General features: G+C 61.2%; 7 protein-coding genes and 2 pseudogenes. 7 read left to right on the top strand and 2 right to left on the bottom strand.

Annotated features, from left to right (window positions below; all coding sequences use genetic code 11):
• Positions 1-210 (bottom strand): hypothetical protein (locus QJT78_RS42005; RefSeq protein WP_281460581.1); only part of this gene is annotated, 210 nt, incomplete at its 3' end.
• A 15-nt stretch (positions 211-225) separates the two neighbouring features.
• On the opposite strand from QJT78_RS42005, the gene QJT78_RS42000 reads away from it, so the two are divergent.
• The 6 genes and pseudogenes from QJT78_RS42000 to QJT78_RS41975 all read left to right on the top strand — a co-directional run.
• The gene (locus QJT78_RS42000; protein WP_281460580.1) at positions 226-792 is read left to right on the top strand and encodes a hypothetical protein; all 567 of its coding nucleotides are present in this window, start codon (positions 226-228) and stop codon (positions 790-792) included.
• Positions 713-6,361: a hypothetical protein gene (locus QJT78_RS41995; protein ID WP_281460579.1), complete on the top strand. Its 5,649-nt coding sequence runs from the start codon at positions 713-715 to the stop codon at positions 6,359-6,361. The genes QJT78_RS42000 and QJT78_RS41995 overlap by 80 nt, the downstream gene beginning before the upstream one ends.
• A 587-nt stretch (positions 6,362-6,948) precedes the next feature.
• Positions 6,949-12,273, top strand: coding sequence for a hypothetical protein (locus tag QJT78_RS41990; protein ID WP_038976421.1), 5,325 nt, complete (start codon positions 6,949-6,951; stop codon positions 12,271-12,273).
• A 47-nt stretch (positions 12,274-12,320) separates the two neighbouring features.
• Positions 12,321-12,794: a hypothetical protein gene (locus QJT78_RS41985; protein WP_028153450.1), complete on the top strand. Its 474-nt coding sequence runs from the start codon at positions 12,321-12,323 to the stop codon at positions 12,792-12,794.
• Positions 12,795-12,841: 47 nt separating this feature from the next.
• Positions 12,842-13,057, top strand: coding sequence for a hypothetical protein (locus QJT78_RS41980; RefSeq protein WP_038945047.1), 216 nt, complete (start codon positions 12,842-12,844; stop codon positions 13,055-13,057).
• 61 nt (positions 13,058-13,118) lie between these two features.
• Positions 13,119-14,033 (top strand): annotated as a pseudogene (locus QJT78_RS41975) (IS3 family transposase); the annotation flags it as partial.
• A gap of 258 nt (positions 14,034-14,291) precedes the next feature.
• On the opposite strand, the gene QJT78_RS41970 reads toward QJT78_RS41975, so the two are convergent.
• Positions 14,292-15,314 carry an IS110 family transposase gene (locus QJT78_RS41970; protein WP_038945046.1) on the bottom strand — a complete coding sequence of 341 codons (1,023 nt, stop codon included), beginning with the start codon at positions 15,312-15,314 and terminating at the stop codon, positions 14,292-14,294.
• Between the two features lie 79 nt (positions 15,315-15,393).
• Here QJT78_RS41970 and QJT78_RS41965 point away from each other — a divergent pair.
• Positions 15,394-15,663: pseudogene (locus QJT78_RS41965) on the top strand (transposase); the annotation flags it as partial.
• Positions 15,664-15,768: the final 105 nt, after the last annotated feature.

Here is a 15,768-nt window from a genome sequence, read left to right as displayed (position 1 = left end):
CGCCCTCCCGACGCAACGACAAAACCGTAAAGCCCCGCGTTCAGCATAACCCGGCAGGAATCCACTTAAATCCAGCGGGGCGCTGTCCAAACAACCGGGGCCAGCTCTCTCATCAAGAGGTTTATCCAGCAGATCGTCGGCGACGATCCCTCGGGCTTTTCCGAGCTCAGCGATGCAAGGCTTGCGCAGCCGACCCGACTGGCCTTCCATATCAATTGCGCTCCGGTGCCGAATGCGACGGCGGAGGAGGCGGGACTGAACTACAGTTCCGACGCCTCGCCGCGAACGCCGAACAGCGGCGGTTTCACCTATCCGGAACTCGACTTTACATTCGCCGACCTGACCGATTGGTCGCGGCACGAGCCGGCCGTCACGTTGCGCGCGCGCAAATTGTTCAACGGCAACGCAAGCGGGATCGTGCCGCCGATCGGCGCGCGCGCCGCCAATCTCGCCGACCATGACGTGCTGACCTATCAGGGGCTTTCGATTGGCGGCGTCACCGCCGAACAAAGGCTCGGAGAAATTCGCGCCGCGCTGGCCAGGAAGCCGACGCCTTACGAAACCGCGATCGAGATTCCAGCGCGCCTCACACTTTCCACTGCGCAGGACGCGATCTGGCTCGACAGGCGCAAATTGCCTTGGCAGGTCGTTCATGAGCAAGCCGGCACGGTGCCGAAGATCGCTCCGGCAGAAGGACCCGGGGGCGACCGTCATGAAGTCGGGCGATCCGGTGAGGCGCTCGCATCGCCCCTTGTGGGTCGTCCAACTGGCCCTGGACGGCCTCGAGCCTAATCTGCGCATCGTCGATTCCCCCGATCTGCGGCCGAACGCGTTGACCTGGCTGAAACCCGGCGATGTTCGCCAGATCGGGCAGGGCGCGCCGCCACGCGGACCGCTCGCTCCCTGGTTCATTGGTCAGGAGCAGATGGACGCGGCGACATTGACGGCCGACGGCGTCAACGCCAAGTTGCCTCCCGCCGCCCAGATCCCGACGCCGGCCCCCAGCGCCACGCCGAGTCCTGCCCCCAGCGCGACGCCAAATCCCGCACCTAGTCCGGCACCAAGCCCGGTGCCCAGCCCGACGCCCATTCCGGCGCCGACTCCAACGTCTTCGGCGCTGTGTACCCCGCCGTTGCGCGACCGCATCTGGCGCATCCTGCGCGTGCTCTGCGGTCGCGACGACGACCGCAAGGCGCTCGGCAACCTGCAGTTCTTCCGTTCGGCGCTTGATGCCTACGACCGTCACGAGCTGGTTTTGCTTTCTTCGGCCTACGGCCTGCCGGTCATCGGTAAGCGAAAGCCGCGCGAAGGCGATCCGGCTGGCTCCAAGGTGGCGGGAGGCCTGGTCGCCGGTTCCGGCCAGATCGAACCCGGCGACGATTTTTCGGTGCTCGACGCGGACGACGCGCAGGCAATCCAGCGCCCGCAACAACTGCGTGTTCGCGAGCTTTGGCTGAGTGCGCTCGGCGGCTCGTTTATCCACGATACGCAGTTCCTGCCGTCGGCCGGCGCCAACGACTTGTGGGGCGGCAAGATATTCGACGGCTTTTCGATCGAGCGTTGGCGAGCAGAGATCGTGCTCGGGCGCGATATCGTCGGCGAGGTCGTCTACAAGGGTTATTTATTCCCGCTCGGCCATCGCGCCTCGCTGGTCAAGCTCACGGAGCGGCTGTTCCTGCGATCGGAAACGCTGGGTGTGAAGGCGGTGCTGGTGCAACGCATTTTCATACGCATCGGGCGCAAGACGCAGGCTTATCCCGCGGTGGGCCAGCCCTTCGAGGGGCGTCTGTGGTGCGCGCGGAACGTGACAATGCGCACGGTGCAGACACCGGACCTGCAAGACCCCTACCAGTTGCCGAAAGACCCCTCCACGAATCCCGAAAACCCCATGGGAGGTCGCATCGACCTGGCACAGTCACCCGGCCTTGCGTTCTGGCCGCGAGTGAACGAGACCGACCAGGGATTGATCAAATTTGACTTCACCATCGACGGCGCCGAGACGTCGATGCCGCTGATCTTTGTCGACAACATCGCGGCGACCACCGGTGCGTCGTTGAAGGCGCTGGTCGAAACGTATCGCAAATGGGCCAATTGGCTGCCACGCCGTACCGCTGCGCTCCGTGACCAGAACATCCGCTATGCCCAGGAAACGAAAACGGGCGACTGTACCCTGAAGACCCAGACGATCGTGGTCAGCGTGCATGCAGGTTTGAAGAGCTCCGGCGACGTTTGGAACGGAGACCTCACCGCTTACGACACCACGGCAATCCTCGAAGGTGCGGAACAGCCGCCGTTCTATCCATCGCTGGAGACGGCGACAGTTCGCCTCGAGAACGTCGAGCGCTTCAGCGGCGGCGTTCCACGGCCGGTGGACGTGCAGTACGACGGACGTTACGTGCGCTTCGGCTTTTCGCCGAAAGCCACCGGTTCGGACAAGCCGACAAATCCGCTCGAGATCTTCCTGAACCTTCGAACATGCATCGCCATGAAGATGGGCAGCAATGGCGATCGCAGTGGAGGAGTCGGCCGGCCCGAGTCGAATATCGTCGCAATTGGCCGGGGCAACGGCCCGATCGGCGCAACCGGGGCGATCATCTACGAAGCGTCGGGACCGACGTTATCCACCGAACCCAAGGGCACTCCGGAGCCACGGGGGCCGATCCAAGTTTCCGACGGCGCCACGTTGATTGCTCCGGTATCGCCGCACCCCGAGTTTCATGACCTGCTCTCGCTCGCCGATTTCTTCGACCCGCAGAACCCGTATCTGAATAAGGTCCAGCCGGCTTCGGGATCCTCAAGTGCCGCCCCGACCACTGGCGTTGCTTCCCCAGGCGCGGCAAGCGAGGTGAGTTCGGCTTCGGATGTTTTCGACTCCATCCGTAAAGTTCTCAGTACCTTTTTCAGCGACGATGCCAAAATTCTGGGCGTCGTCAGCTATCGCCAGCTGCTCCAGGTCCTGGGCTTCGATACCACCTCGCTTCTTGGAGCAACCCCGGTTCTGCGTGAGACCCTGCAATTCGGCTCGGACGCTGCGCTTAACGCAGACCCGCAAGAGCTGGTTCAGGATATTCACGCCCATGTGCTGGCGCCGCTCCAAGACGCGATAAATAAACTGGAGACGCAGTGGCAGAAACTGAGCCGCGACATACAGAGCCAGTTCCCCGGGAAGGGGGTTAGCCTCGCGCAGGTCTTTCCTGAAATCGATGCAGGTTTGCGTGACCTCGATGGAAAAATCGCGACCGCGCAGACGGATGACGATCCGGTCGGCATGTTTCTCGATCTTGCCGCTGTCTACGAGAGTGCCCGCACATTCGCTGCGGCGCTCGACCGCATCGCCTCCAATCCGGTTGCGCGGCTGCAAGCCGCGGCCGTCGGCGCGGTGCAGGACGCGCTCGTGCGGTTCCAGCAGCCGACGTCGCAGTTCCAAGACACGATGAAGCAGTTTGGAGCGGGTCTTTCCAGCGTCCTCAATGCGGACAGGATCGACGCTTGGCTGAAGAACCTTGTCGTCCAGGATACGAGCCACGAGCTTGACGATACCCTGACGTTCGCGGTCGCTGCGCCCGATCTTGTCGCCCTCGCGCAAAAAACAACTACCGGCATTGGAAACGCGTTCGACGCTATCAATACCCAGTTCAAGCAGGATTTGACCATCACTGTCGCGGAGTTTGCGAAGGCCGTCATTGCCGACGTCCTGACCGGCAAAAGCCTCGACGAGACCTTCAAGAATTTCCAGGCTGCCGTCGCAGATCAAGTCAAGAAGGCAATCAAGAACGCCAAGGACGCCCTCGCTCAGCTGGGCAGCAACGCCGAAAAGCAGGCCGCCTTCATCATTGAAGCTGAACTCGATGCTTTCGCCGCGTCCATCCTGGATCCTGCCAATGCGCCCATGATGCAGGATCTGTACAGTGCGGTGACATTCATATCCAACCTCGTCGCTGCTGCCGATAGCCTGCGGAAGCACATTGCCGCGGGCAAGATCGATGCCTCGCTGAAAGATTTGGCGGGGCTATCGGATATGATCATCGGCGTTGGTCAGGAGCCGTTTACTAGAATCGACCAAACGCTCAGGCAGGGTTTCAAGGGCCTGCAAAGTCAACTGGTGAGATCCGATCTGATGCCGCCAGCAACCGGCGCGGATTTCGCGACTTTCACCGCGGAAATCGCCAACTGCAAGACCTACCACGATTGGTCAATCGCGCAGAAAAAGAGCAACTTCCCGCCTTCGACCGCGACCCCGGCTGCGTTCGAGCCGATGAAATCGCTCGATGCGTTTCTCTCGGCAATGAAAGTAGCGCAGACGACGGTCAACAGTGTCGCAGACCTTGTGACGGCTAATGCCCAGGATATCCAGAACAAGGCAGCCGCGGTGGGGCTCGACGTTACGCTTCAACTCAAGTTGATAAGTGATGCCCGCGGGCTCATGGCGGGGTCGGCCGCGAGCGATCTTGGGCTGGTGGGCGATGCCAGCGCGTTGTATTGCGCCGTCGTCACCGGGCTTGCCAGAATGGGCGCCGCAGTCTCCCTGATTCCGAACGCTGACTGGACCAGTGTAGACAAGGATCTTGTCGTCAAGCTGACCGGCTACGAACAGGCCTGCGCGCAATCTGCCAAGGAGATTGGCGACGCCTTAGCGGGTGCCATAGGACGCCTCGCAGAGTTTATCAAAGGGCACGCGGCGGTCATTGTTGGGAGCGCCCTCCTTGGGGGCGCGCTGGACACGATTGGCAACATCAACGGCCTGTCAATCGGCGGTCAATTGCAAACCTATTCTACGAGTTGGAAAGACACGGAAAAAAGTGTCGCCGCTGCAATGACAAGCGCGTTAAATGTCCTCATCAAGTTTCTAATAGACGGAGGCAAGTTCGCCGCGGCAGTCAAAACGACGCTTGGAAACGCCACGGCTTCGCTCGACACTGTGCTTGGTCCAATCGGTTTGAGTCTAAAGCCGGACGAAGATAACCTTGTATCGGCATTGAAGGACCTTTCCGACGCGTCTGGGAAATTTGCGAACTACACGACGATTGCGACCGCGCCTGCAACCATTGCCGGGCTTCTCGCGACACCGGTCGTTGCATCCGGCACGACGCCGACCGTCCAGTCGCTCTTTACCAGCACGGCGGAGCAGACCTATCAGCAGCTTTCCGCTGGTCTGCACAAAACCGAGGCCGCCGCGTTCGCGGCTTGGCGGGCACTGCAGGCGCGCGCGAATGGACTACCGCAATATCTGCGGCGTGCCGTAGTGGTTTTGGCACAGGCGCCGTTGCAGACCTTCAGTTCGGCCTACAAGACCCTTCGCGAGCTTCGCAACACCGCCGCCGACAACATCAACTCACCGTTGCTCAGTCTCGAGGCGCGGCGCTCGCTGTTCGTTGCTCCGGTTTTCGATCCGCGGGGTGTCGACGTCAACGATCCGACCGATAACGATGCGATCCTCCAGGCTCTCGAGACCAAAGACCGCCTGGCCGAAGAAGCCGAGGTCCTGAAAAAGATCGCTGCGTACACGCCGCCGGTTGCACCGCCCGACATCACCATCGGCAATTTCGTGCGCTTCATTGACGGTTGGAGCACGGGAAAGGCAGCGCCGCTGCAAATCGCTGGGAACGTTCAGAATCTCGCGGCGCAGGTGCTCAAGGGCAACATTCTCGCGCTGATCGACGTTGCTGCCTTCCGCGATGCGATCCTTGATGCCATCGCGCAACTGGTGCCGACAAAGGCTGTTTTCTCCTACGACTTTGCCAGCACGGTGACCAAAGAGCCTGATGACGGCGCAATCTTCCAGGCCCAGTTAGGCTCGCGTTTCGTGCTCACGACGAAGATCGAGGTCGATCTGCTGAACGGAGGGAAGACCGATTTCGCGGCGTCAGGTTCGCTCGGGCCGTTTGCGATCAAGCTGGTGGGCTCGGTCATCGATGCGCTCACGCTGCGCTTCGGCGGCGCCAGTTTTGTGGCGAACAACGGCGCGGCCCCGCGGTTCGACGTTGTCTATCAATCCTACGAGGTCGGTCCGGCGCTCGATTTCATCCAAGAGCTCCAGACTTATCTGACACCGAGCGACGGTGCCGGCTTCCACATCGGGCCGCTCGATTGGGCACTGGGAATTGAAGTGGGTTATGGCGTCAACCTCGGCAGCATCGGCATCGGGGAAGTTTTTTTTTCAACATCATTTTCGACGTTTCCGCCGATCTGCCGTTTACGTCCGATGGGGCTTTGTTCAAGACTTCGCTCGGCACGCGGCTGGCGCCATTCACGATCAGCATACTTCCCTATGCCGGATCGGGCTATTTCTCGCTGTTCTCGGCCGCGGACGGCATCCGGGGCTTCGAAGCCTCGTTCCTGTTCGGAGGCGGCGGTTCGCTGAGTTTCGGCCCGCTAGAAGCGCAGGTTCAGGTTCAGGTCGGCACTTTCATCCGCATTCTCAAGGTCGGGAACGTGAATTCGACCGAGATCGCGGGGACTTTCCTCGCCGCTGGCAGCATGACGATCTGGATTTTCAATTTCGCCGCGAGCCTCTACGTCAGCCTCGGCGAAGACAACGGCAATATGTATGGCGAGGCTATTTTCACCTTCTCATTCTCGGTGGGCTTCATCGATTACTCATATTCCGTCACGGTATCGCACAATGAGCCGCAGCTTGGCTCCGGCGGCGGCGGAGGCGGCACGGAGCTCGAGCCCGGGCTGCTGCAACCCGTCACCCGCTTTGCGGCGCTCAACGATCCGAGCGTTGTCAGCGACGCGCTCGAGCCGCTGACCGTCGCCGCGGCAACCGCTGAGTATCCGTCTGCCGCGAAACCTCCGCCTCAAGATGCGGATGTTATTTCCAGGGCGATCTGCCAATCGGAAGATTGGAAGAAATACGCTTCTTATTTCGATGTCGACCTCGTGCAATAGGTGGCTGCCATGCCAACTTCCCCTGCGCCAAATCCGGCCCCACAGGTCGCCGCCTACATGCGCGTTGTCGCCAATGGCGTTGCCAAGAACGGTCGTCTCAAGGCCACACTGATCGTCACGCCGCGATCGGCGCCCGACGGCGCGACCATAGATTTGAATCTTGCGACATGGCCGCGTGACATCGTCAAGCACCTGGCAACTCTTTCCAAACCGGACAAGTTTCCGGTTTGGTACAGCTTGAGCGATCCCAACAGCGGGGCGGTGACGCCGACGCGGCTCGGCAAGCCGGTCTTTGCGGCCCTCGCGGATGAAGAGAAGGGGCTAACCGAGCTCAATGTCCTTTGGGCGAAGGCGATTACCGGCGCAGGCGATTCTGATCCGTGGCACACGCTCATCGCCGACATCGATCGAAGCGTGAATGGGCAAAAGAGCTCTGCCGATCTTCAGCCGGCTTATCCAACTGATCCCGAAAAGGCCACGATCCTTGCTAATGGGGCGATCGTCGCTCAGCCGCATGACCCCACCAAGAAGACGGTCGTGAAGGGGGTCGTCCCCAATCCACAAACGGGTTACGCCATCGATATTAGTGCCGCGAGGGCACAGCGCGTGACCCGAAAGCTGGCGATCGGACCTTATCTGCCAGGCGACCATGATGAAATCCTTGAAACAGCGGATCCGGACCGCGCGCGCTTCGCCGATCAGCGCAGCGAGACACTGCTGAAACGCTTGAAGGATTCCGTCGACGCGACCGACCTTGACCGCCAGCGAAGCAAAGCTTATTTCGACGAAGTCACGATAGCGCTTCCTAACCCCGCGGCAGCCGCGGCGAACGCTGCTGCCTCGGCACCAACCGCTGCCCCGGCACTAACTGCTGCGGCGGCCGCGACTGCGATCGCCCTACCGATCGCGCCGGCGGCGCAGGTGCTCGGCAAGCAAGCGGCCGGCGATGGGACCTCGCCGCCTTCGCGTGCCGGACACGTCTATGGCAGCTGGGCCCAATGGTCACCCCAACATCAAAAGTCTTCCGCCACGATTCAAGAGGCTTCCAGGGCAGGCGCGCCGCCGGCCAAACCGAAGGGGCCGCCGCCTGACCCGCAAGCGAAGCTGCTTTCGATCTATTACAGCCTGCAAGGCGATCCAATCCTGTCGCGCCTGTTAGGTTTCGCATTCGACATCGAATTCGACATCCCCGATAACCGCCAAAACGGGGGCGATATCTGGCTCACCGCCGGAGACGCGCCGAGTTCGATCTGGACCAAGGCGCGTTACGCGGTGCAGGAAGGGGAAGACAAGACCAAACGTTTCTGGCCGGCGCCTCGCTTTGAGAGCGTGAATGCCTCGGCGGCTCTCACCCGTGAACAGATGCATGGGGTGTTCGACCTGGGTCAGGGTTATGAACAGGCCAATCCTCGGCCGCAGTATTATCTGACGTCTCTCGCCGTGCGGGGTGCCGTGTCGGAAGCGCTGGACGGCATCGAGACTGTCGACAAGGGCGAGCGTCATCAAACGAGCGGATGGACCCTGCTCGACAGCGGACGTGCGGCACGAAGCGCGCGCGACCTTGCCGTCGCCAGCCATCAACGCAAGACGTACGATCAAAAAAGCGCCGTCGTGTTGCACGCGGAAGAGCTCACGATTGGCCGGCGCCTTGACGTCATGGCAATAGGTCCAAAGCATAAGAACGTGCAGTGGCGCAGCTTGATGAATCGTTTTGTCGAGTACACCAATCTGTCCGAGGCGATGAGAGAGCGGCTGGATGCGATTGTCGCCGACCGCAGGCAGAACGGCAGGATCTTCGACGAAGCCGCCTTTCAACTCGTGTCGCGATCGATGCCGATCGTCGGCGATCAGGAGTCCGACGCAGATGGCAATCGGAATGTCGAGGCAGTCGTTGAGGAAGCGTTTCAGACCTGGGACGGAACGCCGCTTGCCGCGCTCACGTGCAAGTCGACCGCGAATGGTTCCGGAAGCGACGTTTTGCCGGTCAAGCGGGCTTACGATCTGCCAACGTCCGAGTTCCCCGAATTGCGCCCGCCGCCGCTTCGTTATGGTGTTGGTTATGTCTTCTCGATTCGCTCCGAATTCCTGGGTGGCGGCTCGCCAACTCTGGAGGAGGCGACACGTTGGCACGTCGCGCAACATGGCAAGACGACGCTGCCACCGAGTGACAGCAAGGGGGCGAAGCCGCGACGTTTTCTGCGTCAGGAAGCGGTTGCAGCTCCGATCTTGATGTTGCCCGACCACCTAGTGACGGGACGCAATGGCGAGATGGGCTTTGAGTCCCCGGTCCGGGCCGTCGTGCGCACGGCGATCGCGGCGGACAAGCTCGCTCCCGGCGAGCCAAGCACAAATCCGGCCGGTCCCGACTATGTCAAACTCGAGGATCGCGCCCGCCCGGAATCCACGATGCGCGTGTTCATCGCGCCACGGGCGGGAATTGATTTTTGCGCGCGCCACGGAGTTTTCGATAATGCTAGCACTGCCTTGCGGCGGCTTGGCGGCGGGCTATTGGACGTGGAATTTCATGTCGACAAGAAGGTGCAGGCCTTCCCTGTCGCTGTCGTTACGCGAAATACCGGCTTCAACGCTGACCGGCTGATCTATCGCAGGGATCCCGGGAGAGCCAGCACGCCCCTCGAAAACGGCGACACCCTCGGAGCCACCATCTTCCATCCGTTGCCGGCGCCCGCCAAGCGCGAAGGTGGCCGCTCCTATCTGCCCGACCCCGCGGCGGAAACCATGTCCCTGCGGCTGCGCGTCACCGGGTCCGACAAGTATCTGAAGCATGACATGCTTGTCGCACTGTATCCGAACGGAGTGGATGCCGATTACCCGAATGCGCTGCCGGTCGTTGTCACGGTGGAGAGAGTCAACGCGCAACGCGCAAAACCCGCCGAACTGGTCACCGACGTATTGCTCGGAGATCCAAAGGCGATCGTCCGCATTCGCGAGGGCGGCAACCTGGGGCTCGATACGTCAGGCGGCGGAGTTCAGGTGCGCCACCTGCGTGTCGTGCTGGCGCCAGGCGAACAATTCGATCTTGAGGCCACCTGCCTGCCCAGCCAAGCGAAACTCGCCCAATGGTTCTCGCTGCCCGAAAACATCGGGGTTCAACATCGTCTGGCAACACTCTTGCCGGCAGCCAAGAAGGCGCTTTGCAGTTCATGCGGCGAACCCCAGGAGAAACTGACCGCGGCGGTCACAACCGCTGCGTCCGGGACGGGGCTTGGCGGGTACGCGCCGCCGGACGAAAGCGGTCTCGGCGCGGTTGCCAAGGAGCTGATCGACTGTGTTCGCGACCGATGGCAGCTCACCGAGGTGGCGGCTCCGACGACGCTGCGCGTCGAACATGCCGTCAGCGCGCCGCAGAATGCAGTCTCGCTTGCCAAGGTCGCGATCGTGCGCCCGGACACGTCGGTCCCGCCGACCGCCGACCCGCCGGTTGCCTCTGCGGAGGGTTCGTCCACGCTTCTGCTGACGGGAGAACTACTGGTCGATCTCGAGCAGGTGGATGCGGTCGACATCATCGCCGAGGTGGTGAATCCAGGCGGGACACCCTTTGACGATTCCGCCCGCGGCCGTGGCGTGCTTGCCAAGAGAGCGGGCCGCTGGCCGACCGTCCTGAGCAGCGAAGGCGAGCGCAAATACAAACGTAAACGCGCCGTGGTCGGATTTGACGTCGACGCCAACGGTAAGACCACGCTTTTGCGGGAAACGGTGACATTGCTACGCATTCAGAATCTTCCCGATCCTCGCGCGGCGGTTAATCCAGCGTCCGGGCCGGCGATTTTCCTTGACCCCGAACCGTGGAAGGTTCGTCGGGCGCGGCTGAATCTGGGCGCGCTGCACTGGGCCGCTCGCAACGCCGAGCCGATAAAAATTCCCGTCGCTTCGGATGGCCAACCCGAACAATCCGGTACAAAAGTTGCGACCCACACGATCGGGGTGTCGCGACCCCACGAGATTTCAGATGCGCGCGCGCGTTACCTGAAGCTGTACGCCGTTGCGGTTTCGCGTTTTGCCGGGGCCTTCGAAACTGCGCCGATGTTCTCCGATGACGGCAAAGAGCGTCTCCTCCATCGCCGTCAGCCGCTGCACGACCGCGAGCAACGCAAAACTGGAGACACGGTCGAGGCCTCGAGCAACGCAACCGCTCGTCCGGCACCTGTCGGCGCCAGGACACCGACACCCTTCTTTGCGATCAAACGTGTCGCGGAAGAGGACCGCGGTCTTACGTTTCAGACGTTGGTCCGCAAGTGCGGCGTCCGCCTGCGCTTCGATCGAGGGATGTTTTCGGCCGGCGAGGGTGAACGCATCGGCATTGTATTGTGGCCGCCCGACATCGTGAAGCAAAATCCAGCCGACCTGGAAGACAATACGATCGAGTTCGTCGGCCGGACGATGACGCTGAGCGATTTCGTTGATGCCGATTTGGGCGATGGCGGCCAATACATCTCGCGATGGGGCGGCGATCCGATCCGTTCCGACCCCACTCCGCAGAATGGGTGGTTCATGCCTCCGACCGCGTTCGCTTGTCTCAATCCGGCGGAAGTGGGCGAACCACAAGCGCACGATCCAAAATATGTCCCGACCGTCAAAATGCCGATCATGGTGGCGAAACCGTCGGGCGCCTCGGACGGAACTCCTGCCGCGGGCTCCCTGACGTTCATGCAGGTCGCATTGCTGACGTTCGAGCCTTATTTCGATATCGAAGCTGAAGAATGGTTCGTCGACGTCGCGATGGACGCTGCCCGCGCAACCGATCCCTTCATCCGCTTCGGCCTCGTGCGCTACCAGCCGAACGCGGTCGGCGACGACCTTCAGGTCTCGACCCCGGTGCGGGTGTGGACCCAACTGCTGCCGCGCAGAATTTTGAGTTTGAAGCCTCGTCCGGAAAAGAACGGCGACATCGCGCTGCACGCCGTCGTCTGCGGCCAGGCGAGCGATGGTATCAAGCCGCTTCCGAGCGACGCGGCTGAGGTCCTGCTGAACGATCCGAATGAACAGGCGGCTGCCGCCCGCCGCGCTGTCTGGAATCGTCTCCAACGCGCCAAGATGACCCTGAAGGTGTTGCACGAGACGGAGGACGACAACTTCGGCAAGCGTCAGACCAACGTTTTTCCCGGCGAGACGATCGACTTCGACTATGGGACGATGAAAGACGGCGAAATGTCGTGGTCGGTTTCCCTCACGATACCTCAGTCGCGCCTCAACGATCTGGGCCACGGCAGGCTCGTTGCCATCGTCGAGGAAATCGAGGAGCGATTGCCGGCGACTTATCCCAGTGAACCAATCAAGCTCACCGACCTGCTGAATGTCGATGTCGTTGTGCATTCCGGTCCAAGATTCATTGCGAGAGTTCCTTTCATGGAAAGGAAGTGAACTCTCTGCGACATCGATGTCCCATTGCGCGCGGCGAGGAGGTAAAGATGCGACTGATATTGATAGTTTTTCTCTTGTTGTTGTCGCCCTTGGCCTATTCCCAGACCTGTTCGTGCGGTCCTGATTTTTGTCAAGGCGATCCTCGCTATCCCCAGCTTCTGGCGAATAAGAAGGCTTCGTTGTCTGTGAACTATCCGTCCGATCTCGTCGCCTTGCTCGACCGCGACGGCGCGTGCGTCGCTCGCGTCGAGCAGGCACCGGATGGCTTCAGCTTGATGACAGTGAGCTCGGACGGCAGCAAGTTGACCATAACCTGGGACGACGACAACGAGCGCATTTCGCGCCAGCAGGTTACGGAGGGTGTGGCGCGCGCGTACTACAAATTCAACACAGCGCGCCGGTTTTCCTGCTGTAACGATCCGAATTACGATGCGCGGCCTGACTGGGACGCAAACCTCGGAATAAACACTGGCATTGCCATAGCGTGCAAGAAGAGCGGCAGCGGTGTCATTTGCCAGTGAAAGCTTGGCGCAGCCGATACATTGAAAGGCTAAAAAAGGAGATCGATATGCCGACAGCACAGATTGAGATCAAGAATGGAGATAACAACGACAACTTTGTGACAGTGCAGGATCGTAACTTAGCTGGCACGCCGACCATATGGAACGGGAAGCGGTTGAACGGCGGCGCTTCAGCGCTGTGCGATCTCGAAGTCGACGGCAGCGGCGAGACTCACTTGAATTGGACGGCGACGCGAACCGACGATCCGGCTCAGACTCGATGACCTTGCCCCACGGGCTTAATCCAGTTTGAAGTTCGTTCTGGCCCACAACAAGGACCAGAACATGAAGCGCAGCCGCTTTTCGGAAGAGCAGATCATCGGGATTTTGAAGGAGCATGAGGCCGGCGTGTCGGTTGCCGATCTGTGCCGCAAGCATGGCGTCAGCGACGCCAGCATCTACAAATGGAAGGCGAAGTTCGGTGGAATGGAGGTGTCGGAGGCCAAGCGGCTGAAGACCCTGGAGGACGAGAACACACGGCTGAAGCGCCTTTTGGCCGACGCCATGCTGGACAACGCCGCCTTGAAGGATCTCGTGGGAAAGAAATGGTGACGCCCGCGGCCAAGCGGAAAGCTGTCGCCCATCTCCGAGGCGCGTTCGGGATGAGCGAACGGCGGGCGTGTAAAGCCATCGGCTGCTGCCGCATGACCATGAGATACCAAACGACCCGGGCGGACGAAGCCGGCCTTCGCCAGCGCATGCGGGCAATCGCCCAGGAACGTCGTCGTTTCGGCTATCGGCGCCTGCATGTGCTGCTCAAGCGGGAGGGGTATCTGATCAACCACAAAAAGCTCTTCCGGCTCTTAAGAGAAGCTGACGGTGCGCCGCCGTGGCGGCCGCAAGCGGGCGATCGGGACCCGGGCGCCGATGACGGTGGCGATGACGCCGAACGACCGGTGGTCGCTCGACTTTGTGTCGGATCAGCTGACCGACGGCCGCCGCTTCCGCATCCTGACCGTCGTCGATGATTGTACCCGTGAGTGCCTGGCGCTGGTGGCCGATACCTCGCTCTCCGGCGTCCGCGTGGCGCGGGAACTGGACCGGCTGATGATCGAGCGCGGCAAGCCCAGGATGGTGGTCAGCGACAACGGCAGCGAACTCACCAGCAACGCCATTCTTGCATGGGCGGATCACAGCCATGTCGCATGGCACTACATCGCGCCGGGCAAGCCCATGCAGAACGCCTTCATCGAGAGCTTCATGTATAGACGGCCCCGCGGATGCAAGGGATTTCAGCAGCACTTTGGATTCCGGTCCGGTGCGTTCATGTATCCGGCCTGTTAGTGCGACCGATGCCATGGCCGCTGGCCCTGATGGAGATCGCGGATCGAGGCCTCATCAACGGGTCGCGCTTGTTGCGCTTAAAGCTCTTCGGGCTTGCTCGATCCCCAGCTCCGCCGGTGTCCATCATGCTGTCATTTGCCCTCACACCATAAGGTGGCCAACATACGCGGAAAGTCAGGCCGCGAGCTTAGGCCGATAGAATTCCCCGGTCGTCATCATCGCCCAGACGATCCGGGCCAACTTGTTGGCAACGGCGATGGCGACGACCATCGGCCGACGCCGTTCAAGCAGGGCTTCGATCCAGCCGCCTCCAACCCGGGAGCGAGCCTTTGGGTACCGAACGACGTTACGTGCCCCGATGACAAGCAAGTGCCTGAGATAGGAATCGCCCTGTTTCGTAATCCGGCCGAGCCGATCCTTCCCGCCGGTGGAATTCTGCTTAGGCGTCAGGCCAAGCCAGGCCGCGAACTCCCGCCCGGAGCGGAACATTGTTGCGTCCGGTACGGTCGCGGCGAGAGCCGTGGCCGTTATGGGACCGATCCCCGGAATTGTGGACAGCAACTTCGCCATCGGATTTACTCGCTGGATCTGAGCTATCTCGCGCTCGATGGCCTCGACCTGCCGGTCCAATTCCTTCAGTTGGTTCACAAGGACGGCTAGTGCGATGCGGGCGTGGGCCGGTAGCGTCAGTTCCTCGTCATCCAACAAGTCCACCAGACCATCCACCCGTTGCCGGCCTTGCCCGACAATGATTCCGAACTCAGCAAAGTGAGCCCGAATCGCGCAGGCTGTCATGGTTCGTTGGCGGACCAACAAGCCTCTTGCACGATGAAGCATCAAGAAGCCCTGGTTCTCAACGCTCTTGATTGGAACGAACCGCATATTGGGACGGGTGACCGCTTCGCAGATCGCGGCCGCGTCAGCGGCGTCATTCTTGGCTCCTCTTCGTAGGTAGGGTTTAACATAGGCTGGCGGGATCAATCTCACATCGTGTCCAAACTGCCGAATCTCCCGCGCCCAGTGGTGAGCAGTCGCACAGGCCTCAATGCCGACTAGGCAAGGTGCGAGCGAGGAGAAGAACGACACGATCTCGCCTCGCCGGAGGCGTTGGCGACCGGCCACTTGGCCTTGGCCATCAACTGCATGGATGTGAAATACGTGCTTCGAAATATCCAACCCAATTGTCGCGATTTCCATGGTGAATTGCTCCTGTTAGCGGGTTCGTCCATCGCCAGTATATCGCCGGCGCCGAGGGAGCGGGGCCGTCTTCCCCATCAACGGCCGGCTGCGGGATGAAATGTTGAACGAGACGCTGTTTACCTCGCTGGCCCAGGCCCGCGTCGTGCTCGGATGCTGGCGCGCCGATTACAACGATGCACGCCCACACTCGCGGCTCGGATGGAAGACGCCGTCCGAGTTCGCAGTCACCTGCCACCCGCGCCGGGATCTGGCGCTGCGCTATGCTGAAGGCTCCGCGCCAGCTCCCGTCGCTACCACCACCCAACCGGGCAAATCCAACAGCCGGAGCGAACTCAGGATTGGATAAAACTTGATGTGGTGGAACGGCCCGCTCCAACAGCATCAAAGTGCTAGAACGTGGTCGTTGTTCGAACGCCACAAAGGAGGGACCGTTCCGTGAAACAGGTTATCA

It is taken from the genome of Bradyrhizobium sp. Mp27, assembly GCF_029953005.1.
Taxonomy (GTDB): Bacteria; Pseudomonadota; Alphaproteobacteria; order Rhizobiales; family Xanthobacteraceae; genus Bradyrhizobium; species Bradyrhizobium barranii.
The sequence above is the reverse complement of the archived record's forward strand: the minus strand, read 5'-3'. Positions and strand labels throughout refer to the sequence as shown.

What these genes read in the sequence shown, in the direction of transcription:
- QJT78_RS41985 (WP_028153450.1), top strand. Translation starts at nt 12,321, where the DNA reads ATGCGACTGATATTGATAGTTTTTCTCTTGTTGTTGTCGCCCTTGGCC.
- QJT78_RS41970 (WP_038945046.1), bottom strand. Translation starts at nt 15,314, where the DNA reads ATGGAAATCGCGACAATTGGGTTGGATATTTCGAAGCACGTATTTCAC.
- QJT78_RS41990 (WP_038976421.1), top strand. Translation starts at nt 6,949, where the DNA reads ATGCGCGTTGTCGCCAATGGCGTTGCCAAGAACGGTCGTCTCAAGGCC.
- QJT78_RS41980 (WP_038945047.1), top strand. Translation starts at nt 12,842, where the DNA reads ATGCCGACAGCACAGATTGAGATCAAGAATGGAGATAACAACGACAAC.
- QJT78_RS41995 (WP_281460579.1), top strand. Translation starts at nt 713, where the DNA reads ATGAAGTCGGGCGATCCGGTGAGGCGCTCGCATCGCCCCTTGTGGGTC.